The 22,515-nt window shown below is 63.1% G+C and carries 20 protein-coding genes; 13 read left to right on the plus strand and 7 right to left on the minus strand.

The window, feature by feature from the left end; genetic code table 11:
- Positions 1-168: 168 nt before the first annotated feature.
- The 5 genes from ACVWVP_RS26940 to ACVWVP_RS26960 all read right to left on the minus strand — a co-directional run bounded on the left by ACVWVP_RS26940 (position 169) and on the right by ACVWVP_RS26960 (position 6,382).
- Positions 169-1,227: an ABC transporter substrate-binding protein gene (locus ACVWVP_RS26940; RefSeq protein WP_176999103.1), complete on the minus strand. Its 1,059-nt coding sequence runs from the start codon at positions 1,225-1,227 to the stop codon at positions 169-171.
- Positions 1,228-1,335: 108 nt separating this feature from the next.
- Positions 1,336-2,385: an ABC transporter substrate-binding protein gene (locus ACVWVP_RS26945; protein WP_178923010.1), complete on the minus strand. Its 1,050-nt coding sequence runs from the start codon at positions 2,383-2,385 to the stop codon at positions 1,336-1,338.
- Positions 2,386-2,405: 20 nt separating this feature from the next.
- On the minus strand, positions 2,406-3,557 hold the full coding sequence (locus ACVWVP_RS26950; RefSeq protein WP_457409007.1) for an LLM class flavin-dependent oxidoreductase: 1,152 nt from the start codon (positions 3,555-3,557) through the stop codon (positions 2,406-2,408).
- A 1,177-nt stretch (positions 3,558-4,734) separates the two neighbouring features.
- Positions 4,735-5,520 carry a sulfite exporter TauE/SafE family protein gene (locus ACVWVP_RS26955; protein ID WP_178926001.1) on the minus strand — a complete coding sequence of 262 codons (786 nt, stop codon included), beginning with the start codon at positions 5,518-5,520 and terminating at the stop codon, positions 4,735-4,737.
- 82 nt (positions 5,521-5,602) lie between these two features.
- The gene (locus ACVWVP_RS26960; RefSeq protein ID WP_457409009.1) at positions 5,603-6,382 is read right to left on the minus strand and encodes a methyltransferase domain-containing protein; all 780 of its coding nucleotides are present in this window, start codon (positions 6,380-6,382) and stop codon (positions 5,603-5,605) included.
- Between the two features lie 137 nt (positions 6,383-6,519).
- Between ACVWVP_RS26960 and ACVWVP_RS26965 the strand changes: the two genes are divergently transcribed.
- The 3 genes from ACVWVP_RS26965 to ACVWVP_RS26975 all read left to right on the plus strand — a co-directional run bounded on the left by ACVWVP_RS26965 (position 6,520) and on the right by ACVWVP_RS26975 (position 8,336).
- Positions 6,520-7,041, plus strand: coding sequence for a DUF3455 domain-containing protein (locus tag ACVWVP_RS26965; protein ID WP_178925999.1), 522 nt, complete (start codon positions 6,520-6,522; stop codon positions 7,039-7,041).
- 108 nt (positions 7,042-7,149) lie between these two features.
- Complete coding sequence (locus ACVWVP_RS26970; RefSeq protein WP_457409011.1) at positions 7,150-7,671, plus strand: sigma-70 family RNA polymerase sigma factor; 522 nt, start codon at positions 7,150-7,152, stop codon at positions 7,669-7,671.
- Positions 7,668-8,336: an anti-sigma factor gene (locus ACVWVP_RS26975; RefSeq protein WP_178925997.1), complete on the plus strand. Its 669-nt coding sequence runs from the start codon at positions 7,668-7,670 to the stop codon at positions 8,334-8,336. The genes ACVWVP_RS26970 and ACVWVP_RS26975 overlap by 4 nt, the downstream gene beginning before the upstream one ends.
- On the opposite strand, the gene ACVWVP_RS26980 is transcribed toward ACVWVP_RS26975, so the two are convergent.
- Together ACVWVP_RS26980 and ACVWVP_RS26985 are read right to left on the minus strand one after the other, a co-directional pair.
- Positions 8,337-9,638, minus strand: coding sequence for an ATP-binding protein (locus ACVWVP_RS26980; RefSeq protein WP_178925996.1), 1,302 nt, complete (start codon positions 9,636-9,638; stop codon positions 8,337-8,339).
- 3 nt (positions 9,639-9,641) lie between these two features.
- Entirely contained in the window at positions 9,642-10,343 is a 702-nt protein-coding gene (locus ACVWVP_RS26985) for a response regulator transcription factor (RefSeq protein WP_176997738.1), read from the minus strand.
- A gap of 319 nt (positions 10,344-10,662) precedes the next feature.
- On the opposite strand from ACVWVP_RS26985, the gene ACVWVP_RS26990 reads away from it, so the two are divergent.
- The 10 genes from ACVWVP_RS26990 (at position 10,663) to ACVWVP_RS27035 (ending at position 22,487) form a co-directional block, all read left to right on the plus strand.
- Positions 10,663-11,817 carry an efflux RND transporter periplasmic adaptor subunit gene (locus ACVWVP_RS26990; RefSeq protein ID WP_457409013.1) on the plus strand — a complete coding sequence of 385 codons (1,155 nt, stop codon included), beginning with the start codon at positions 10,663-10,665 and terminating at the stop codon, positions 11,815-11,817.
- Between the two features lie 6 nt (positions 11,818-11,823).
- Entirely contained in the window at positions 11,824-14,916 is a 3,093-nt protein-coding gene (locus ACVWVP_RS26995) for a multidrug efflux RND transporter permease subunit (protein WP_457409015.1), read from the plus strand.
- Between the two features lie 85 nt (positions 14,917-15,001).
- Entirely contained in the window at positions 15,002-15,643 is a 642-nt protein-coding gene (locus ACVWVP_RS27000) for a DUF1345 domain-containing protein (protein ID WP_178919631.1), read from the plus strand.
- A gap of 72 nt (positions 15,644-15,715) precedes the next feature.
- A complete protein-coding gene (locus ACVWVP_RS27005) occupies positions 15,716-16,555 on the plus strand; it encodes an AraC family transcriptional regulator (protein ID WP_178919630.1) in 840 nt (279 codons plus the stop codon).
- Between the two features lie 54 nt (positions 16,556-16,609).
- Positions 16,610-17,209: a LysE family translocator gene (locus ACVWVP_RS27010; RefSeq protein WP_178919629.1), complete on the plus strand. Its 600-nt coding sequence runs from the start codon at positions 16,610-16,612 to the stop codon at positions 17,207-17,209.
- 108 nt (positions 17,210-17,317) lie between these two features.
- Entirely contained in the window at positions 17,318-18,331 is a 1,014-nt protein-coding gene (locus tag ACVWVP_RS27015; RefSeq protein ID WP_310522037.1) for a LacI family DNA-binding transcriptional regulator, read from the plus strand.
- A 127-nt stretch (positions 18,332-18,458) separates the two neighbouring features.
- Entirely contained in the window at positions 18,459-19,241 is a 783-nt protein-coding gene (locus ACVWVP_RS27020; protein WP_178919627.1) for a sugar phosphate isomerase/epimerase family protein, read from the plus strand.
- Positions 19,234-20,175: a sugar kinase gene (locus ACVWVP_RS27025; protein WP_457409019.1), complete on the plus strand. Its 942-nt coding sequence runs from the start codon at positions 19,234-19,236 to the stop codon at positions 20,173-20,175. The genes ACVWVP_RS27020 and ACVWVP_RS27025 overlap by 8 nt, the downstream gene beginning before the upstream one ends.
- A 45-nt stretch (positions 20,176-20,220) precedes the next feature.
- Positions 20,221-21,513, plus strand: coding sequence for an MFS transporter (locus ACVWVP_RS27030; protein ID WP_457409021.1), 1,293 nt, complete (start codon positions 20,221-20,223; stop codon positions 21,511-21,513).
- The gene (locus ACVWVP_RS27035) at positions 21,510-22,487 is read left to right on the plus strand and encodes a 2-hydroxyacid dehydrogenase (RefSeq protein WP_457409023.1); all 978 of its coding nucleotides are present in this window, start codon (positions 21,510-21,512) and stop codon (positions 22,485-22,487) included. The genes ACVWVP_RS27030 and ACVWVP_RS27035 overlap by 4 nt, the downstream gene beginning before the upstream one ends.
- Positions 22,488-22,515: the final 28 nt, after the last annotated feature.

The following is a 22,515-nucleotide window of genomic DNA, read 5'->3' on the forward strand; positions in this document are numbered from 1 at the left end:
TGCTGCTGGAGCAGCAAGAGAAGTGTTGCCAGATCAACACATTTCTTCTTGGTTCACACCTACCTTGTAGGAGCCCGGCTTGTCGAATCGTCGCACCGCGGCGATGGCGATTTCAATGACGCCATCGCCGGCAAGCCGGCTCCTACAGGGTCTGTGTGGCGGGCGGGGTTATACGGCAACGCGGGAGGTAGAACCAATGACCTTTTCCAGCACACTGAAATCAATCCAGTCACGCACATCGAAGCGCCTTGGAATGAAATGCCAGCGAAACAGAAAGTCCGTGAAATCCTGCAACGCTTCAATCGACCGCGAGTCCAGGGTGGTACGCAACCGCCGATGCGCATCCTCGCCATACGCCGCCGTCACCCAGTACTCACTGGTGTTCAATTCCTTGGCCAGAAAGCGCCGGGTCTCATCCGGATTCGCCCAGGCCCATTGCTCGGTGCGCAACACGGTGTCGACGATTTTCACGCTGGCATCGAAGTGCTCCTGCAGCAGGTTGATGTCCACCGTCAGGGTGCGCGGCGTGCCGTTGTTGCTGCGGATCAGCGGATCGGGGTGGGAGCCGGTGTCGACCACCACGTGCAGGCCGAACTCGTTGGCCAGGTGCACGGCATGGGCGCCCTTGAGGAAAATCGCGTCGATATCGCCGCGCAGCAGGCCGATCAGCTCGTTGTTGCGCCGGCTGAAACGGCTGACGCCCAGGCTGACTTCGGGGCCGTACACGTAGGAGGTCTGGTTGTCGCTGTAGGTGCCGCCGTAGGGGTAGTCCACCAGCTCCACATCACTGACGTTCAAGCCTTCCAGCTTCAAGGCGTTTTCCAGGCCGCGCAGGGCCTGGGCGCGGGTGAAGTCGATCTGCACGTTGGCCCATTTGGGCAGGCCGAAGCGGCGGTTTTTCAAGTCGCGCACGCTCTTCACACCGCTTTCGGCGGTGGTCAGGATCAACTGCACTTCGTCGCTCCACGACAGCCCCAGCACGCGGGTCTCGACGCCACTGGCATAGGCCCAGATCGCCGGGATGTTGCCGCCATGGCGCACCGAGTTCTGCAGGTGATGGTCGTAGTGGGCTTCGCGCACTTCCCGTTCGGTGGATTCGCGCAACGATTGGATGTTGGTGCCGTAGGGCAGGAAGGCTTCGGCCAGCCGCCCGGATTGCACGGCAATGCCAAGCCCGGTGGGCACCGGGCTGTGGGTGTACCAGAGGGTATCGAGTGGTTTGCTCATAACGGTCTTCGTTCAACTCCATGAATTTTCAACGCTGCCCGACCTGTAGGAGCCCGGCTTGTCGAATCGCCGCGGTGCGACGATTCGGCAAGCCGGGCTCCTACAGGGTTAGCTGGCGAGTGCGGTGTTGCCGTCTTGCAGCGCATGCAGCGGCCGTGCATCGATCCATTCGCGCACGTCGAAGGTGTTGGGAATAAAGCGCCAACGGTGCAGGAAGTTCGTGAAGTCCTGCAGGGCGGCAATGGCTTGTTCGTCCAGTTCGGTACGCAGGCGCAGGTGCGCATCCTCGCCGTAGGCGGCGGTCACCCAGTACTCGCTGCTGTTGGTTTCCCGCGCCAGGTAGCGGCGGGTGTCTTCGGGGTGGGTGTGGGCCCATTGCTCGGCACGCAGCACCGAGTCGAGGATGCCGGTGGCCACGTCGTAATGCTGCTCCAGCAGGTTCAGGTCCACCGCCAGGGTGCGCGGGGTGCCGTTGTTGCTGCGGATCAGCGGGTCGGGGTGGGATCCGGTGTCGATCACCGTGTGCAGGCCGAAATCATGGGCATGCTGGGCCGCGCTGGCGCCCTTGAGAAAGATCGCATCGACCTCGCCGCGCAACAGGCCGATCAGTTCCAGGTTGCGTTCGCTCACCTGTGTATTGACCGGCGTGCCAGCCACATTGCGCACCGCGCTGTCGCTGAACGTGCCGCCGTAGCGGAAGTTGACCAGCTTCACATCGCCGACCTTCAAACCTTCCAGCGACAGTGCGTTTTCCAGGCCGCGCAAGGCCTGGGCACGGGTGAAGTCGATCTGCGCGCCGGCCCAGTCCGGCAGGCCGAAGGTGCGGCCCTTGAGGTCCTTGACGGTCTTGATGCCGCTGTCCTGGCGGGTCAGGATCAGTTGCACCTCATCGGCCCAGGACAAGCCGATCACACGGGTTTCGCGGCCTTGGGCACGGGCCCAGATCGCCGGGATATTGCCGCCGTGGCGTACCGAGTTTTGCAGGGTGTGGTCGAAGTGCGACTCGCGTACGGTCTTGTCGTTGGACTCGCGCAGGGACTGCACCTCGGTGCCTAGGGCGCCGACGGTGTCTTGCAGCCAGCCTTTCTGCACGGCAATGCCCAGGCCAGTGGGCACGGGGCAACGGGTGTACCAGAGGGTGTCGAGGGGTTGCGTCATCACAGGTTCTCCCGCAGCGCTCAGGCGCTGGCTTTCAAGGGTTGCAGGGCCGGGCGTTGGTGCACCAGCGGCAAGACTTCCTGGCCAATGCGCAGGGCTTCTTCCAGGTGCGGGTTGCCGGCGAGGATAAACGTCGAGAAGCCGGCGTCGCGGTATTCCACCAGGCGCTCGGCGATGTTTTCGTGGCTGCCCACCAGGCCGACCGTGGGGCCCGGCTTGGCCTTGGCAAAACCGGCCCACAGGTTGGGGCCGATGATCAGGTCGTCAAAACGGTCGACGTTTTGGTGGTAGGCGGTTTGTCGCGCGGCACCCACCGAGTCCGAACCGCTGGTAAACCCTTTGGATACGGCGCTGGGCTTGCCTTCGAGCTTGTCGAACTGGCGGCGCAGGTCTTTCCAGGCCAGCTCTTCGGTCTCGCGGGCGAACAGGTCGACCCGCAGGCCAAACCGCACGCTGCGGCCCTGTTTGTCGGCCAGTTCACGCACGCGATCGATATGTGGCTTGAGCTTGTCGATGGGCTCGGCCCAGTTCAGGTACACGTCGGCGTGCTTGGCGGCCACGCCGAGGGCGGCGTCCGAAAAGCCGGAGAAATACACCCCGGGCTTGCGCTCGTTTTGCAGGCCGTGGGGCAGGGCGCCGTTTTCGAGCTGGTAGATATCGCCGTCGTAGGAGAATTTTTCGTGGGTCCACAGCCCCTGGATGATGTCGAGGAATTCGCCGGTGCGTTTGTAGCGCAGGTCGTGTTCCAGGAAGTCGCCATTGGCGCGCTGGCTGGCGGGGTTGCCGCCGGTGATGATGTTCCAGTCCAGGCGGCCACGGCTGAGGTTCTGCAGGATCGCGGCCTGCTGGGCGGCGTAGGCGGGCAGGGTCCAGGTGGCCTGGAAGGCGATCAGGAACTTGATGCGCCGGGTTTCCCGGGCCAGCGCGGCGGCGGCGATCCAGGGCTCGGGGCCGGTGGGCAGCAGAGCACCTTCGAACCCGGCGAGTTCGGCGGCCTTGGCGACTTGGGCGATGTAGTCGATGTAGGTGAAGTCGTCGGGCTCGCCGTTGGGCAGGCGGCCAGGGGCGATGTGGCCGGGGCGGTAGTGGGGGTTGCCGCGGTTGTGTTTGTCGGTGGTGAGTTGCGGGCCGTCGGTGCCCAGTGGCAGGCGCCAGAAAAATTCAGTGCTCATGGGTGCTCCTGATTCGGTCGTGCGAGGTGCGAGGGACCTGATGGAGGGGATGTGTGCAACGGGCATGCCATGGGGGCTGGGCGCCGTGGGGGCTTGGGTTGGCGGGGGGGTTGGGGTGGAGGGGTGCTGCTGGAGCAGCAGTGGGGCAGCAGTGGGTGTTGGGGGTGAAGCAGTGGCTTGTTTTTTGGGGGGGAGTACATATCCGTTTTTTGGGGGATGGCTGCTTATGGTTCCGCCCTTACGGCGGGTCACTTTGGAAAAGCCCCAAAGTAACCAAAGGGCTCTTGCCCCAACACTCGGCACCTCGCTTAGGCTCGGTGTGCCCGTAATCCGACAGTGATTTGGGGGGCCGCCGCCACGCGCCATCCATGGCGCGGGGCGGCTAAACCGGCATCCCTGCCGGTTTACCCCCCAAATCCCTGTCGAATTCCGGCCAGCGTGTTTGACGGGGCGCCTCAGATCAAAAGCAAGATCAAAAGCAAGAGCACAGCGGCCTGACAGCCGGCTTGAGTGGTGTAGAGCAAAGGCAACGGCAAACGCGGTTGTGTAGGAGCCGGCTTGCCGGCGATGGTCTTCAACGATGATGCGAAACTTCAGGCAGAACGCCTATACCCTCACTGTGGGAGCTGGCCTGCGATAACGGCGGCACAGCCAATAGAGATGTTGCCTGACAAGCCGCCTTCGCAGCCTCGCTAAAGCTCGACAGCTCCCACAGAGAACTTGTGCATCGACGCAGATCCACTGTGGGAGCTGGCTTGCCTGCGATGGCATCAACCGGGTATGCCTGTTTCACCGAGGTGCCTGCATCGCCGGCAAGCCAGCTCCTACACGTATCTGCTTTTGATCCAACCACTCAGGTCGGCTACTAGGCCGCCGTGCTCTTGCTTTTGATCTTGATCTTGATCTTGATCTTAGGCGCCCCGTCAAACACGCTGGCCGAACGCAGGCTTGAATCCGTGGGTAACCCGGCAGGACGCCGGGTTAGCCGTCCTGGGCCATGGATGGCCCATGACGGCGGCCCACGGATTCAAGCCGGAGTGAGGGAACACCGAGCCTAGGCGAGGTGCCGAGTGTTGGGGTAAAAGCGTTTTGCTTACTTTTGCGCTTTTCAAAAGTGAGCCGCTGTAAGAGCGGAACCATAAGCAGCCGTTACCCAAATAACGGATATACCCAAAGATCAAAACGCCAACTTATACCCAATGGTCATCAACATAACCGCCAAACAAGGCCGCAACACCCCATCCGGCACCTTCCCAGTCATGTGACTACCGATGTAGATCCCCGGCAACGACCCCATCAGCAAAAACCCCAGCAAATGCCAATCCATATTCCCCATGCTCGCATGCCCCAAACCCGCAACCAGGGTCAGCGGCACAGCATGGGCAATCTCAGTCCCCACCAACCGCCGTGTAGCCAGAAACGGATAAAGGATAAACAGCGCCACAGTCCCCAGCGCCCCAGCGCCGATGGACGTCAACGCCACCATGGTCCCCAAAATCGCCCCCGTCACCACGGTGAGCGCATTCAGGTTACGCGGGCTCATGTGATAGCTGTCACCCGCATGCCGCTGGGCAAAAGCCAACAAACTTTTCTTGAACAGAATGGCCAAGGCCGTCAGCAACAGCACAACACCCAACGCCTGCTTGATCACCGCATTCATGGCGCTAGGGTCAGTGTGCAAGCTGGCGAGGAACCACAACGTCAGCAGCACCGCTGGCACGCTGCCCAGGGTCAGCCAGCCGGTGATGGTCCAGTCGATATTCTTGTTCTTGCTGTGCACCAGCACACCACCGGACTTGGTGATAGCCGCGTACAACAGGTCGGTGCCCACGGCAGTGGCCGGGTTGATCCCGAACCACAGCAGGATCGGCGTCATCAACGAGCCCCCGCCTACACCCGTCATGCCGACAATAAAACCAACGATCAGGCCAGCCACCACGAAACCAACATTACCCACATCCATTACAACTACCTGCGGCCTTATAAATTTCTGGCCGCAGGATAGCGATTTTTCTTATAACGACTTATATCAATGTGATCTGACTTTATGCCTTTTTTGCCAGTCGCTGACAGACGTAGGCCTGGGTCTGGTAGGGAAAGGCCACGGTGTCACGCCCCTGCAACGCCGGGTGGGTCTCGATCAACGCCTGCAACTGCGCAGTGACCGTGGCCTTTTCGGCAGCCGGCAAGGCCGCGATGAAGCTCACCGACAGGAAGCGATCCATGATCACTTCCTGCGGGCTGCCCACATGGTGATAGGGAAAGCAGGTCATCTGCGGTACGGAAAAATACTGGCCGGTGAGGGCTTCCCGCCAGCGGCCGGTGTGAAAACGCGGGGTGTCGCCTTCATACGGGGTGATGATCTCGGTGATCGCCGCCACCCAATCCACCGATTCATCGCGCACATTCCACACCAGGCCCAAGTGCCCGTCGGGCTTGAGCACGCGGTGGATTTCCGTCAGTGCCGCCTCGGTGGAGAACCAGTGGAAGGCCTGGGCGCAGACCACTGCATCGGCACTGGCTGATTCCAGGGGGATGGACTCGGCGGTGCCGTTGAGCAGGCGCACCTCCGGTAAGAGTTTACGCAGCTGTTCGCCCATGGCCGCCACCGGTTCGACGGCAATCAGCGTCGGCGCCAGGCTGCTGAGCAAGCGGGTGAATTTGCCGGTCCCGGCGCCCAGGTCGATCACCGTGGCCTGTGCATCGATGTGCAGCGCGTCGGTCAGCCAGCCGGTGAGTTGTCGCGGATAGTCGGGCCGACCTTGGGCGTAGGTGACAGCCTGGGTCGAGAAACCCTGTTGAGCAGACGTGTGGACACCAGTCATTGCCAATCTCTCCTCGGGTATAGCGGGGGCACAGTGTGCGCCCTCGACCGTTTATTTTCTAATCGGTGCATCCAATCGTGCCTTCCCTGGGTAGTCCCTGCAGCAACCCTGCTGTTCTACCCAATGGAGAGTCATCCATGAACGCTAAAGCCCTGCTCTGCCTGACTGCCCTGCTCGCTGCTGCGCCATCCGCATTCGCCCAGACCGGCCTGCCCGACAGCATCAAGGTGCCGGATGGCCACAAAGTGGCCCTGGAGACCACAGGTGTGGGCGAAATCACCTATGAGTGCCGCGACAAGGCCAACGCCGCTGGCCAGGTCGAATGGACATTTGTAGGGCCCAAGGCAGTGCTCAATGACCGCAGTGGCAAACAGGTGGGCACCTATTTCGGCCCGCCAGCCACCTGGCAGGCCCAGGACGGTTCGAAGGTGACCGGCACACAATTGGCGGTAGCGCCGTCGGGTGCGGGCAACCTGCCCTATCAACTGGTCAAGGCCAACCCCGCCGAAGGCAAGGGCGCGATGAGTGGCGTGAGTTATATCCAGCGGGTTGCGCTCAAGGGCGGTGTGGCGCCGAGCAGTGCTTGCACCGTGGCCGACAAGGGCAAGCAGGAAGTGGTGAAGTACCAGGCTGACTACATCTTCTGGGCGGCCAACTGAGCAAACTCGGCTACGCTGCGTTTACCTGGGCACCGTGTTCCAACAGGGGAATTTCGGTGCTTGGGCGGTTGCGGCGCGGGGCGAGCCCGCTCACTACAGGATTGGGGGATGTGTGTGTTTGATTACGAAGCCTGTTTGTTGGCCTGCGCCCAGGGTGATCAACGTGCGTTGCGTCGCTTGTACGAACAGGAAAGCAGCCACCTGCTCGGTGTGGCCATACGCATCACCCGGGACAAGTCGCTGGCCGAAGACATCGTGCATGACGCGTTCCTCAAGGTCTGGCGCGGCGCTGGCAGTTTTGACCCCAGTCGCGGCTCGGCCCGTGGCTGGGTGTTCAGCGTGACCCGGCACTTGGCGCTCAATGTCGTGCGCAACCATTACCGCGAAGTCCCCTTGGGCGATGAACACGAGCAAGTCGCTGTAAACGACACCTTTGAATTTGCGGCACGTTCGGGGCAGATCCACACTTGCCTGGAACAGCTCGACCCCAGCCGTCGCCGTTGCATCCTGCATGCCTATGTCGACGGTTTTTCCCACAGCGAAATCGCCCGGAAACTCGACACCCCGCTGGGGACGGTCAAAGCCTGGATCAAACGTAGCCTCGCCGCGCTGCGGGAGTGCATGGCATGAGTAACCCACTGGACGAACTGGCCAGCGAATACGTGCTGGGCACCCTGCCCGCCGAACAGCGTGCCGAGGTGGAACAGCGCCTGCCCCATGATGCTGAGCTGCGCGCGGCGGTCGATGCCTGGGAGCAGCGCTTGCTGCCGCTGACCGCCCTCGCGGAACCGGTGCCGCCCTCGGCGCACCTGTGGCGGCGCATCGAAAGCCATCTCTCGACGGCACGCACACCGTGGTGGGATCTGTTGGCGGTGTGGCGCAGTTTGGCCGGTGCCGGCTTGGTCACCACACTGGTCCTGGCGGCGTTGTTGCTGACCCGCCCGCCCACTGCCGAACCGACCTTTGTCGTGGTGCTGGTGGCCCCGCAAAACCAGGCACCGGGCTGGGTGATCCAGGCCAGTAACAATCAACGGATTCAATTGATCCCGCTGGGCACGATGCACGTGCCGGCCGACAAGGCCTTGCAGTTCTGGACCAAGGGCGATGGCTGGCAGGGGCCGGTCTCGCTGGGGTTGGTCAAGCCAGGGCAGACGTTGTCGGTCCCTCTGGACACGCTGCCGCCGCTCAGCCCAAACCAACTGTTCGAGCTGACCCTGGAAGACCCGCACGGCTCGCCCACAGGCAAACCGACGGGGCCGATCCAGGCCATCGGCCGTGCGGTGAAGGTGCTGTGATCAGCTGACGGTGGGCAACCACACGCGAAACCGCGCCCCGCCCAGGGGTGATGCCAGGGCTGTCAAAGTGCCGCCCTGGGCCTCGAGGGCGCGGCGGCTGATCGCCAAGCCCAGACCGAAGCCACCGGTGGCGCGGTCGCGGCTGCGGTCCAGGCGGTAGAACGGCTCGAAGATACGCTCACGCTGGTCCACCGGTATGCCGATGCCATCGTCGTCCACCCAGATCTCACACCCCTTGGCGCACACCTTGACGCCGACCTGGATACGCTTGTCGCAGTAACGCGTGGCATTGCGCAGCAGGTTCTGCAAGGCGCGCGCAGTGAGGCGCGGGTCGAGGCTGAAGCGCTCCACCGCACAGTCCAGTGCCACATCAATAACGATCTCGGGGTTTTCTAACTCGTCGTCGACACTGCCCAACACGCTGTCAATGAATTCATCGAGCACCACTTCGACCCGTTCCGGCAATTGCGCCGGGTTTTGCAGGCGGCTGTAGGACAGCAGCTCCAGCACCAGCTCATCCAGTTCGCGAATATGCGCCACCAGGCTTTGCAGGCGCTCGCGACCGGCGGGCGGCAAGTCTTCGGACAGTGCCAGGGCCAGGCCGAAATCCAGGCGGGTCAGCGGCGTGCGCAATTCGTGGGAGACCGCGTTGAGCAGGTCGCGCTGCTGGTTGAGCAGGTGTTCGATGTCGTCGGCCATGGTGTCGAACACCGACGCCAGGCTGCCAATGTTGGAGCTGGGCGGAATCTGCGTGCGCTCGCTGAGGTTGCCTTTGCCCAGTTGCGCCGCCGTGCTTTTGAGGCGCTCCAGGTCACGCCAGTGCGGGCGCAGCCACACCAGCAGGCAGGCGAGCAAGGCGGCGACGATCAATACGTTGATCACCCAGTACAGCAGGTTCATGTCCATCGGGTCGGGCGGGATCGTCAGCTTGACCACGAACTGCGCATTGATCGGCGAGCTGACCTCTTCCATCCAGCCCCACTCCCCCAGCCGGATCACTGGCTTACCTTGTTCCAGCAACTGCTCTTCGGCGGGGGTGTAGCTGGCGTCCTGGCGCAGCAGCAGTTGCACTTTCAGCGGGGCAAAATCACGGCCCAGTTGTTCGGTCACCTGGGACCAGCGCTCCACCGGCGCTCGCAGGTACTGCTTGACGATCAGCTTTTGCTGGCCGCGGGACTGCTCGATGTTGTAGTTCATGTAGCGGTGTTCGAACACCTGGATCACCCCCTTGGGGATCAGGTAGATCGCCGCGCTGTAGGTGACGATGGTGATCAGGTAGAGGCGTAGCAGCACACGAAACATGGATCAGCATTCCCACTCGGAGCGGCTGAACAGGTAGCCCTTGCCCCACACCGTCTTGATCTTGCGCGCTTCGCCGGCATGGTCGTCGAACTTGCGGCGCAACTTGGAAATGGCCACGTCCACCGAGCGGTCGGTGCCGTTGAACTCAATACCACGCAGGCGTTGCAGGATCTGGTCGCGGCTGAGCACTTCGCCCGCGTGCCGGGCCAGTACCACCAGCAGGTTGTATTCACCGCTGGACAGTTCCACCGCCTGTTCGCGCCAGGTCACGGTGCGCTCCGACAGGTCGATGCACAGGTTGCCCATGATGATCTGGTCGTTGGCCGCCAGGGGCTCGGACAGGCTGCTGCGGCGCAACAGCGTGCGCACACGGGCCAGCAGCACCCGGGGCTCGCAAGGTTTGGTGACGTAGTCGTCGGCGCCCATTTCCAGGCCCAGCACCTGGTCGTGGCTGTCGTCGCGCGCGGTGAGCATCAGGATCGGCAGGCCCGCCGAATCGGCGCGCAGCAGGCGGCACACTTGCAGGCCGTCGAGGCCGGGCAGCATCAGATCGAGGATCACCAGGTCCGGTGGGTTCAGGCGTGCACGTTCGCGTACGTGGTCGCCACGGCTGAGCACACTGACGTGGTAGCCATTGCGTTCCAGGTAGCTGGCAATCAGCTCGGAGAGTGCGGCGTCGTCTTCTACCAGGAGGATGTTGGGCATGGTGTTTCCAGATAATACGGTTCGTAGGCTGAGCAAAGACCCTTGTGGCAGCGGGCTTGTGTGGGAGCTGGCTTGCCTGCGATGCAGGCAACTCGGTCTTTCAGTGAGGCCGAGGCGATGCTATCGCAGGCAAGCCAGCTCCTACACAGAAGCCCTGCTCCCACATTTGATCTTTGTTGTTTGCAGGATTGTGCAAGGATATACGCCCTTTACCGCCTATGGGCCGCACCTTACATTTCTTCACACACGCCCTACACAGCTTCACAGCACCACGGCGCAGGTGTCTTTAGGATGCGCCAGTCAATATTGGGATATGAGCATGTCGAAGAATCTGTTTGCGCCGTTTTGCCTGCTGGCCCTGACGCTGGCCTTGAGTGCCTGTGACAAGTCCAGCGCGCAAGCGCCGGAAATGCCCCTGGCCAAGGTCCGCATCGAAACCCTGCAGGCCAAGCCCCTCTCTATCACCAGCGAACTGAGCGGGCGCATTGCTGCGCCGCGTATCGCCGAGGTGCGTGCACGGGTGGCCGGTGTGGTGATGCAGCGGGTGTTCAAGGAAGGCCACGACGTGAAACAGGGCGACGTGCTGTTTCGCATCGACCCGGCCCCGTTCAAGGCTGACCTCGACAGCGCCCAGGCCAATTTGAGCAAGGCCGAAGCCAATGCCTTCCAGGCGCGCCTGCAAGAGCAACGCTACAGCCAGCTGGTAGAAGGCAACGCCATCAGCGGCCAGGACTACGACAACGCCCGCGCCGCCGTGCGTCAGACCAACGCCGAAGTCGCCGCCAACAAGGCCGCCGTGGAGCGCGCCAAACTGAACCTGGGCTACGCCACCGTGACCGCGCCGATTTCCGGGCGCATCGGTCGCGCACTGGTCACTGAAGGCGCACTGGTCGGCCAGAACGAAGCCACGCCACTGGCGATCATCCAGCAACTGGACCCGATCCACGCCGACCTCACCCAGTCCACCCGCGAACTCAACGACCTGCGCCGCGCCTTCCGTGCCGGCAGCCTGAAGCAGGTCGGCCAGGACCAGGCCAAGGCCACGCTGATCCAGGACGACGGCAGCCTGTACCCGTTGCCGGGCAAGCTGCTGTTCGCCGAGATCAGCGTCGACCCGGGCACCGGGCAGATCATCCTGCGCAGCGAATTCCCCAACCCGGACCTCGACCTGCTGCCTGGCAGTTTTGTACGGGTGCGCCTGGAACAAGCCGTGGACAAGCAAGGCATCAGCGTGCCGCAACGCGCCATCACCCGTGACAGCGCGGGCATCCCCATGGTGTTGCTGCTGGACGCCGAGCAGACCGTGAGCCAGCAGCCGGTGGAACTGGGCGCGGTGATCGAGGACCGCTGGATCGTCAGCAGCGGCCTCAAGCCCGGCGACCGCATTGTCGTCGAAGGCCTGCAACACGCACGCCCCGGTGAAAAAGTCGAAGTGGATGACAGCCCTGCCTCGGGCCATCTGGTAAAGGAATAACCCGCCATGCCGCAGTTCTTTATTGACCGCCCGATCTTCGCCTGGGTGGTGGCCCTGTTTATCCTGCTGGCCGGCGCGCTGGCCATCCCGCAGTTGCCGGTGGCCCAGTACCCCAACGTTGCGCCGCCGAAAGTCGAAATCTACGCGGTGTACCCGGGCGCGTCGGCCCAGACCCTGGACGAAAGCGTGGTCAGCCTGATCGAGCAAGAGCTCAATGGCGCCGATCACCTGCTGTATTTCGAATCCCAGAGCAGCCTCGGTTCGGCGACCATCACCGCCACCTTCCAGCCGGGCACCGACCCGGAAATGGCCCAGGTGGATGTGCAAAACCGCCTCAAGGCGGTGGAGCCACGCCTGCCCCAGGCGGTAACCCAACAGGGTTTGCAGGTGGAGAAAGTCTCCGCCGGCTTCTTGTTGCTGGTGACCCTGACCTCCAACGACGGCAAGCTCGATGACGTCGCGCTCAGCGATTACCTGGCGCGCAACGTGATGAACGAGCTCAAGCGCCTCGATGGCGTGGGCAAGGCGCAGCTGTATGGCGCCGAGCGCGCCATGCGCATCTGGATCGACCCGCAGAAGCTGGTGGGTTTCAACCTGACACCGGCCGATGTGAATGCCGCGATCAGCGCGCAGAACGCCCAGGTCTCGGCCGGCAGCATCGGCGACCTGCCGGGCACCAAGACCCAGGAAATCACCGCGGCGATCCTGGTCAAGGGCCAGCTGTCCACCCCGGCCGAGTTTGCCGACATCGTGCTCAAGGCCAACCCGGACGGCTCCACCGTGCGCATCGGCGATGTGGCGCGGGTGGAAGTCGGCAGCCAGGAATACCAGTTTTCCACGCGCCTGAACGGCAAGCCGTCCACCGCCGTCAGCGTACAGCTGGCCCCGGGTGCCAACGCGCTGAACACCGCCACCCTGGTGCGGGCGAAGATGGACGAGCTGTCGCGCTACTTCCCGGCCAATGTGGAATACAAGATCCCGTATGACACCTCGCCGTTCGTCAAGGTCTCGATCACCAAGGTGGTCTATACCTTGCTCGAAGCCATGGCGCTGGTGTTCGCGGTGATGTTCCTGTTCCTGCAGAACGTGCGCTATACGCTGATCCCGACGCTGGTGGTGCCGGTGGCGTTGATGGGCACGTTCGCCACCATGTTGCTGCTGGGTTTTTCGATCAACGTGCTGACCATGTTCGGCATGGTCTTGGCCATCGGCATCCTGGTAGACGACGCCATTGTGGTGGTGGAAAACGTGGAGCGCATCATGGCCACCGAAGGCCTGTCGCCCCGGGACGCCACGCGCAAAGCCATGGGCCAGATCACCGGCGCCATCGTCGGTATCACCCTGGTGCTGGTGGCGGTGTTCCTGCCGATGGCATTCATGCCGGGATCGGTGGGAGTGATCTACCAGCAGTTCTCGCTGTCGATGGCCACCTCGATCCTGTTTTCGGCCTTCCTCGCCCTGACCTTGACCCCGGCGCTGTGTGCCACGTTGCTCAAGCCGATTCCCCAGGGCGAGCACCATGCCAAGGGTGGTTTCTTCGGCTGGTTCAACACGCGCTTTGAACAGCTCACCCACCGTTACGAAGGCTGGGTGGCCTACGCCCTCAAGCGCAGCGGCCGCTACCTGCTGATTTACCTGGTGCTGCTGGTGGGCCTGGGGCTAATGTTCACGCGCCTGCCCTCCTCGTTCCTGCCGGTGGAAGACCAGGGCTACACCATCACCGATATCCAACTGCCCCCCGGCGCCAGCAAGAACCGTACGGTGCAAGTGGCCGAACAGATCGAGGCGCACAACGCCGAGGAGCCTGGGGTGGGCGACACCACCATGATCATGGGCTTCAGCTTCTCCGGTTCCGGGCAGAACGCCGCGCTGGCGTTTACCACCCTCAAGGATTGGTCCCAGCGCAGCAGCGACGACTCGGCCTCGGCGATTGCCGACCGGGCCAACGCCGCGTTCAGCGAACTTAAAGATGCCATCGCCTACGCGATCCTGCCGCCCCCGGTGGATGGCCTGGGCACGTCCAGCGGCTTTGAGTTCCGCCTGCAGGACCGTGGCGGTGTGGGTCACGCGGCATTGATGGCCGCCCGCACGCAGTTGCTCGCGGCGGCCGAGAAGAGCCCGATCCTGGCCAACGTGCGCGAAAGCGCCCAGGCCGAGGCCCCGCAGGTGCAACTGGAAGTGGACCGCAAGCAGGCGAATGCGCTGGGCGTGTCGTTCGCTGATGTGGGCAACGTGCTGTCCTCGGCGATCGGCTCGGCCTACATCAACGACTTCCCCAACCAGGGCCGCATGCAGCGGGTGGTGGTGCAGGCCGAAGGTGACCAGCGCAGCCAGGTGGCGGATTTGATGAAGATCCACGTGCGCAACAACGCCGGGAAGATGGTGCCGCTGTCGGCGTTTGTCGAAGCCAAGTGGACCCAGGGGCCTACCCAGTTGACACGCTACAACGGCTACCCGGCCATCGCGATTTCCGGCGAAGCGGCGCCAGGGCACAGTACTGGCCAGGCGATGGAAGAAATTCAGCGCCTGGTCAGCCAACTGCCGGCCGGCCTGGGCCAGGAATGGACCGGGTTGTCGCTGCAGGAACGCTTGTCCGGTTCCCAGGCGCCGTTGCTGCTGGGGCTGTCGCTGTTGATCGTGTTCCTGTGTTTGGCGGCGCTGTATGAAAGCTGGTCGATCCCGACCTCGGTGCTGCTGGTGGTGCCACTGGGCGTGCTCGGTGCAGTGCTGGCGGTGACGTTGCGCGGCATGCCCAACGATGTGTTCTTCAAGGTGGGCCTGATCACCATCATCGGCCTGTCGGCAAAAAACGCGATCCTGATCATCGAGTTTGCCAAGGACCTTTACGAACAAGGCGAAGACTTGATCGACGCCACCTTGAAAGCGGCGCGGCTGCGCCTGCGGCCGATCATCATGACGTCCCTGGCGTTCATCCTCGGCGTGGTGCCGCTGGCGATAGCCACCGGGGCCAGCTCGGCGAGCCAACAGGCCATTGGCACAGGCGTGATCGGCGGGATGATCACGGCGACGCTGGCGGTGGTGTTTGTGCCGGTGTTCTTCGTGGTGGTGATGAAACTGGTCAAGAAGAACACCCGATAACCCGACAAGCCAGCTCCCACAGAGGTTATGGGTTGTGTTCGGGATCAGGTACAGTCTGCTCACACCTCGCCAGCTGTGAGCCGCCATGCCCTTCCTCGCCCGCACCCACCCTCGCCTTTCCGCCGCCGCCGTGCTCGGCATCGCCGTAGGCCTGCTGGCACCGGCCGACACGGTGATCAGCAAGATCCTCATCGGCTGGAACACCGGCGTGTGGACCTACCTGGTGCTGATGCTGTGGCTGACCATCCGCGCCAAGGCGCCGGACGTGAAGCGCATCGCCGAAATCGAAGATGAAAACGCCGGCCTGGTGCTGTTCGTGGTGTGCATCGCGGCCATTGCCAGCCTGGCAACCATCACCTTTGAACTGGTCGGCAGCAAAGACCTGCCCACGACCGCACGCCTGCTGCACTACGGCTTTACCGGCTTGACGGTGATTGGTTCATGGCTGTTGATCGGGGTGATTTTCAGCGTGCATTACGCGCGGCTTTATTACACCTGGGACGGCAAGGAACCGGCGCTGCGTTTTGCCGAGGGCCTGACAACCCCCAATTACTGGGACTTCCTGTACTTCTCGTTCACCATCGGCGTGGCGGTGCAAACGTCGGATGTGGGTGTCGCCACGCGAAGCCTGCGCAAGGTGGTGCTGGGGCAATCGCTGATCGGTTTTCTGTTCAACACCGCGATCCTGGGGTTTTCGATCAACATCGCAGCCGGGCTGTTCGGTTGAGGCTGCACAAACCTTCTAGACGTCCGCCCACCACCGGGCGCTAATGTCAGACCTTATTCGTCTCGGTGAGTCATGGCCGCGCACAATTGGATCGACCTGTCTCAGGACGCCGACACCGGCATCGAGACCCTGCGCGCGCATTTCGAGGGCCACGCCTACGATCCCCACTGGCATGACAGCTACCTGATTGGCGTGACCGAGCAAGGCGTGCAGCAATTCAACTGCCGCCGCACCCGGCACAACAGCACGCCGGGCCAGGTGTTTCTGGTCGAGCCCGGCGAGTTGCATGACGGCGACGCGCCCACTGCAGACGGCTTTACCTACCACATGCTCTACCTCGACCCGCAATGGTTGTCGCGGGAAGTGAGTGCGGTGTTCGAAGAGGCACCGGTCAACAGCCAACTGAGTGTTGTCAGCACGTTGATCAATGATACCCGCCTGGCACACGCCACCAGCCACGCCTTCCAGACTCTGCACAGCAGTGAACTGCGCATCGTGCGCCAGCGCGCCACCGACCAATTGCTGGAACAGCTCACCGGGCAACTCCATTGGCGCACCCGCTACCGCGACGACCCACGCCTGCCGTTGGTGGCGCACAAGGCCCGGGAATATTTGCATGCACACCTGCACCAGGACGTGGGCATGGATGAGTTGGCGCTGGCCTGTGGCGTCGACCGTTTCCGCCTGACCCGTGCGTTCAAGAGCGCGTTTGGCCTGCCGCCCCATGCTTATCTGGTGCAATTGCGCCTGGCCCGCGCCCGGCATTGGCTGGCCAAGGGTGAGCCGCCCGCCGACGTGGCGATTGCCCTGGGGTTTGCCGACCAGAGCCACCTGGGCCGCTGGTTCGTGCGCGCCTATGGCCTCACGCCTGCCGCTTACCGCAAACGTTGCTCAAATCTTCCAGACAGGTAAGGCGCGGGCTTGTGAAGATCGACTCCATCGATGGGTTTACCGGAGTCACCTGCCATGCTGTCCACGTTGTTGCCTTTCATGCTGTTTGCCTTTGTCGCCTCGATCACCCCCGGCCCCACCAACATCCTGGTGCTGAGCAACAGCGCGCGGTATGGCTTGAAGGCCGCAGTACCGATCATCTTCGGCGCCTGCGCGGGCGCGGCAGGTCTGGTCTTGCTGGTAGGAACCGGGGTCGGCCAGTCCTTGGTGCAACTGCCCCGGGTGCAGACTGCGCTGCAAGGGTTCGGCGTGGCGTGGCTGAGTTACCTCGCCTGGCAGATCTACCGTGCGCCGCCCCAAGCCGTCGAAGTGGCTGCCACTGAAAAGCCCCTTGGCCTGATCGGCGCCGCCGGCCTGCAGGTGATCAACCCGAAAACCTGGATGATGGCCGTTGCAGTGGTCAGCGTGTTTGCTGGCCACGGGGCTGAGCGCCAAGGCCAGGTGGTGCTGCTGTCCCTGGTGTTTTTCCTCGTTTCCATGCCGTGCCTGGGCACGTGGGCGCTGCTGGGCGTGGGTTCTGCGCGGGTGTTTCGGTCGGCCCGGGCGATGCAGCGCTTCAACCGAGGCATGGCGGTTTTATTGCTGGTGGCCACGTGGCTGAGCGTGGTGGTGTGAAGCACCGGCTGTCAGGCTTTGTCCTACAACAACTTGACGACTTTCCTCATTTGATGGTTTCCTGAAACCGGTTTCAGTCATTCCAATAAAAACAGAAGGTCGATGGCCGTGAACACTTTTTCTGCCGCCCAGCGCAGCCGCGTCACCATGCTCGATGTTGCCGAACGCGCCGGTGTGTCCAAGGCCAGCGTGTCGCGCTTCATCGGTGACGACCGCGCCCTGCTCTCCGATGCCATTGCCCTGCGCATCGAACAAGCCATCGAACAACTCGGCTACCGCCCCAACCAGATGGCCCGTGGCCTCAAACGCGGGCGTACGCGCCTGATCGGCATGCTGGTGGCCGATATCCGCAACCCCTATTCCATTGCCGTGATGCACGGCGTCGAAACCGCCTGTCGCCAACACGGCTACAGCCTGGTGGTGTGCAACACCGACCGTGATGACGAGCAGGAACGCCAGCACCTGGCAGCACTGCGTTCGTACAACATCGAAGGCTTGATCGTGAACACCCTCGGTCATCACCTCGACCAATTGCTCGAACTGCAGCGGGAAATGCCCCTGGTGCTGGTGGACCGCAAGGTCGACCCCCTGCACAGCGACCTGGTGGGGCTGGACAACCCGGCCGCCGTGCGCATGGCCGTCGAGCACCTGCAGCAACAAGGTTATCGCGACGTGTTGATGGTCAGCGAAACCACCGATGGCACCAGCTCACGGCTCGAGCGCCAGGCCAGCTTCAAGGCCGAAATTGCCAAGCGCCCAGGCCTGACCGGCGCCGTATTGGAACTCGATGAGACGCTGGAAAACCACCTGCACACCTTTCTCGCCAAACCCGGCGCCAAGGCGCTGTTCTGTGGCAACGGCGTTGCTGCGCTGGCCTGCACCCGCGCCTTGAAAAACCTCGGGTGCGACCTGTTCAACGAGGTCGGCCTGATCGCCCTGGATGACCTGGACTGGTACCCGCTGGTCGGCAGCGGCATCACCGCCCTCGCCCAACCGACCCAGGCCATTGGCGCCACGGCGTTCGACTGCCTGCTCAAGCGCTTGCGCGGCGACACCGAGCCGACGCGCACCTTGGATTTCCTGCCTGAACTCATCGTCCGAGGCTCCACCACCCCCTTGTAGGAGCCGGCTTGCCGGCGATTGGGCCGTGAGCCTTGCGGTGAAAGCAAGGACGCCATCGCCGGCAAGCTGGCTCCTACGCGGTTTGAATTGTGTGAAAAAATGAAACCGGTTTCAGAGGTCAACAACAATGCATAAATACCCCGTTTCCATCAGCCTCTCCAGCTACGGCGCCGACCTCGTGCGCCAGCAGGGCCAATTGAGTTTTGTCGAGTTGCTCGCGGCCGCAGGCGCCCGGCGCATCGAGTGGCGTGAAGAATTATTGACCCATGAGCAGCCCGCCGAATTGGCCCAGGCAGCGGCGCAACATCATTTGGAATCCGTCTTTTCTTCTCCGCTGGAACTCTGGGTCGCCGGCCGCGCCCGGCCGAACGCGGAATTGGACGCCACCCTGGATCGCGCCCACGCCTTCGGCTCGCGCTGGCTCAAGGTGTCCCTGGGCTACTTCACCGACACCAACGACCTCGAAAGCCTGCACGCCCTGCTCGACCGTCACCCGGTCAAGCTGCTGGTGGAAAACGACCAGACCCTGCACGGCGGGCGCATCGAACCTTTGCAACGTTTTTTCAGCGACGTCGAACGCCTGGGCCTGCCGGTGAAGATGACCTTCGACATCGGCAACTGGCAGTGGCAGGACCAATCGGCCCTCACCGCCGCCCGCCTGCTGGGCCGGCATGTGGATTACCTGCATTGCAAGGCCGTGGCCCGTCGCCCTGACGGCAAGCTGGTGGCCCTGCCGCCTGGCGCCACCGACCTGCATCTGTGGGAACAACTGCTCAAGCACATGACTCAAGGTATTACCCGGGCGGTGGAATTCCCGTTGCAAGGCGATGATTTGATCACTGTCACCGCGCAACAGGTCGCCGCCCTCACCCTGCTAGGCCAACCCCGTGCGGAGAACGCCCATGTCTGAGATCGATATCCTGTCGTTTGGTGAAACCATGGCGATGTTTGTCGCCGAGCAGACTGGGGAGCTCTCCCAGGTGGCGCAGTTTCACAAGCGCGTTGCCGGGGCTGACAGCAACGTTGCCATCGGCCTGTCGCGCCTGGGTTTCAATGTCGCCTGGCTGAGCCGGGTGGGCGACGATTCCCTGGGTCGCTTCGTGGTCGACACGCTGCGCAGGGAAGGCCTGGATTGCCGGCACGTCGCGGTGGACCCGCAACACCCCACCGGTTTTCAGCTCAAGTCCCGCGAAGACGCCGGGGCCGACCCGCAGGTGGAGTACTTTCGCAAAGGTTCGGCAGCCAGCCACTTGTCCATCGCCGACATCTGCCCGGCGCTGCTGCAAGCTCGGCACCTGCACGCCACCGGCATCCCGCCCGCCTTGTCCGAGGCGACCCGTGAACTGTCCCGCGAGCTGATGACGCAGATGCGCAAGGCCGGCCGCAGCGTGTCGTTCGACCCGAACCTGCGGCCGTCGCTGTGGGCCAACCCGCAGATGATGATCCGCGAGATCAACGCCCTCGCCGCCCTGGCCGACTGGGTACTGCCGGGCCTGGGCGAAGGCCGTTTGCTCACCGGCTTCGACGACCCGGCCGACATCGCTGCCTTCTACCTCGACCAGGGCGCCGAAGCCGTGGCCATCAAGCTGGGGCCGGATGGCGCCTACTACCGCACGCAGATGGACCAGGGTTTTGTCGCCGCCGTGCCGGTGGAAAAAGTCGTGGACACGGTGGGTGCGGGCGATGGTTTTGCCGTCGGCATGATCAGCGCACTCCTGGAAAACCTCAGCTTCCCCGAGGCCATCCAACGCGGCAACTGGATCGGCAGCCGTGCTGTGCAGAGCCGTGGCGACATGGAAGGCTTGCCCACCCGTTCAGAGCTGCCCGTTCGATCCGTTGCATAACCCACTCCCTGTTGCCACAACTACAACAAGCTCAGGAGCCACACCATGGATACGCTGAAACTCGCCACCCGCCGCTGGTGGTACATCATGCCCATCGTTTTTATCACCTACAGCCTGGCCTACCTGGACCGCGCCAACTATGGCTTCGCCGCCGCCTCCGGGATGGCCGAAGACCTGATGATCACCCCCGGCATGTCGTCGTTGCTGGGGGCGCTGTTCTTCCTTGGCTACTTTTTCTTCCAGGTGCCGGGGGCGATCTACGCGCAGAAACGCAGCGTGAAGAAACTCATCTTCGTCAGCCTGATCCTCTGGGGCGGCCTGGCCACGCTGACCGGCGTGGTGTCCAACGCCTACATGCTCATCGCCATCCGCTTCATGCTCGGCGTGGTCGAAGCCGCGGTGATGCCGGCCATGCTGGTGTACCTGTGCCATTGGTTTACGCGTGCCGAACGCTCGCGGGCCAACACCTTCCTGATCCTCGGCAACCCGGTGACCATGCTGTGGATGTCGGTGGTGTCGGGCTATCTGGTGCAGCATTTCAGCTGGCGCTGGATGTTCATCATCGAAGGCCTGCCGGCGGTGATCTGGGCGTTCATCTGGTGGAAGCTGGCCGACGAGCGTCCCAAGGATGCCAAGTGGCTCAGCGACACTGAAAAGCGCGACCTGGACAGTGCCCTGGCCGCCGAGCAGGTCGGCATCAAGGCCGTGAAGAATTACGCCGAAGCGTTCCGCTCGCCCAAGGTGATCATCCTGGCGTTGCAGTTCTTTTGCTGGAGCATCGGCGTGTACGGCTTTGTGCTGTGGCTGCCGTCGATCCTCAAGGCCGGCTTGCAGATGGATATGGTCGAGGCCGGCTGGCTCTCGGCGTTGCCTTACCTGGCGGCCGTGATGGGCATGCTCGCGGTGTCGTGGAGCTCGGACAAACTGCAAAAGCGCAAACGCTTCGTGTGGCCGCCGTTGCTGATCGCCTCGGTCGCGTTCTACGCCTCCTACGTGCTGGGGGCCGAGCATTTCTGGTGGTCCTACACCCTGCTGGTGATCGCCGGGGCCTGCATGTATGCGCCCTACGGGCCGTTTTTCGCAATCGTCCCGGAGATCCTGCCAGCCAACGTGGCCGGCGGCGCCATGGCGCTGATCAACAGCATGGGCGCCCTGGGCTCCTTTGGCGGCTCCTACCTGGTGGGCTACCTCAATAGCAGCACCGGCTCGCCCGGCGCCTCGTATCTGCTGATGAGCGGCGCGTTGCTGCTGTCGGTGGTACTGACGATTTTTCTCAAGCCCGGCGCCAGTGATCGCACGCCGGCGCCCCACCTGGAATTGAAGGTAAAGACCGCATGAAAAAGTCCGTCGTGTTGTACAAGAAACTCTCCGCACCGCTGATGGCCCGCCTGCACGAACAGGCCGATGTCACCCTGATCGACGCCCTCGACGACACCGGCCTGGCCAAGCTGCGCGACGCCCTGCCCGGCGCCCATGGCCTGCTCGGCGCCAGCCTGCGCCTGGATGCGAACTTGCTGGACCTGGCGCCGCAGCTGGAAGCCGTGGCGAGCGTCTCGGTAGGGGTCGATAACTACGACATCGACTACCTGACCGCGCGCGGCATCCTGCTCAGCAATACCCCGGACGTGCTCACCGAAACCACTGCCGACACCGGCTTCGCGCTGATCCTGGCCACCGCCCGTCGCGTGGTGGAGCTGGCCGACATGGTGCGCGCCGGCCAATGGAACAAGAACATCGGCCCTGCGCATTTCGGCACCGATGTACACGGCAAGACCCTGGGCATCATCGGCATGGGGCGTATCGGCGAAGCCCTGGCCCAGCGCGGGCATTTTGGCTTTGGCATGCCGGTGATCTACCACAGTCATTCGCCCAAGCCCGCAGTGGAGGCGCGTTTTGGCGCGCAGTACCGCAGCTTGAATGAGTTGCTGCAACAGGCCGACTTTGTCTGCCTGACGCTGCCGTTGACCGCCGAAACAGAGAAGCTGATCGGCGCCGAAGAGTTTGCGCTGATGGGCCCGGAGACGGTCTTCATCAACATCTCGCGGGGCAAGGTGGTGGATGAAGCGGCGCTGGTGGAGGCCTTGCAACAGCGTACGATTCGGGCGGCGGGCTTGGATGTGTTCGAGCGTGAGCCGTTGAGTCACGACTCGCCGTTGTTGCGCTTGAACAACGTGGTGGCCACGCCGCACATCGGCTCGGCCACGCATGAGACGCGGGAGGCGATGGCCAAGTGTGCGGTGGATAATCTGTTGCAGGCGCTGGCCGGTCAGCGTCCAAAGGACCTGGTCAATGCAGCCGCCTGGAAACAGTGAACCCATGTGGGAGCGGGCTTGCTCGCGA

The sequence above is a fragment of the Pseudomonas sp. TE24901 genome (assembly GCF_054058375.1).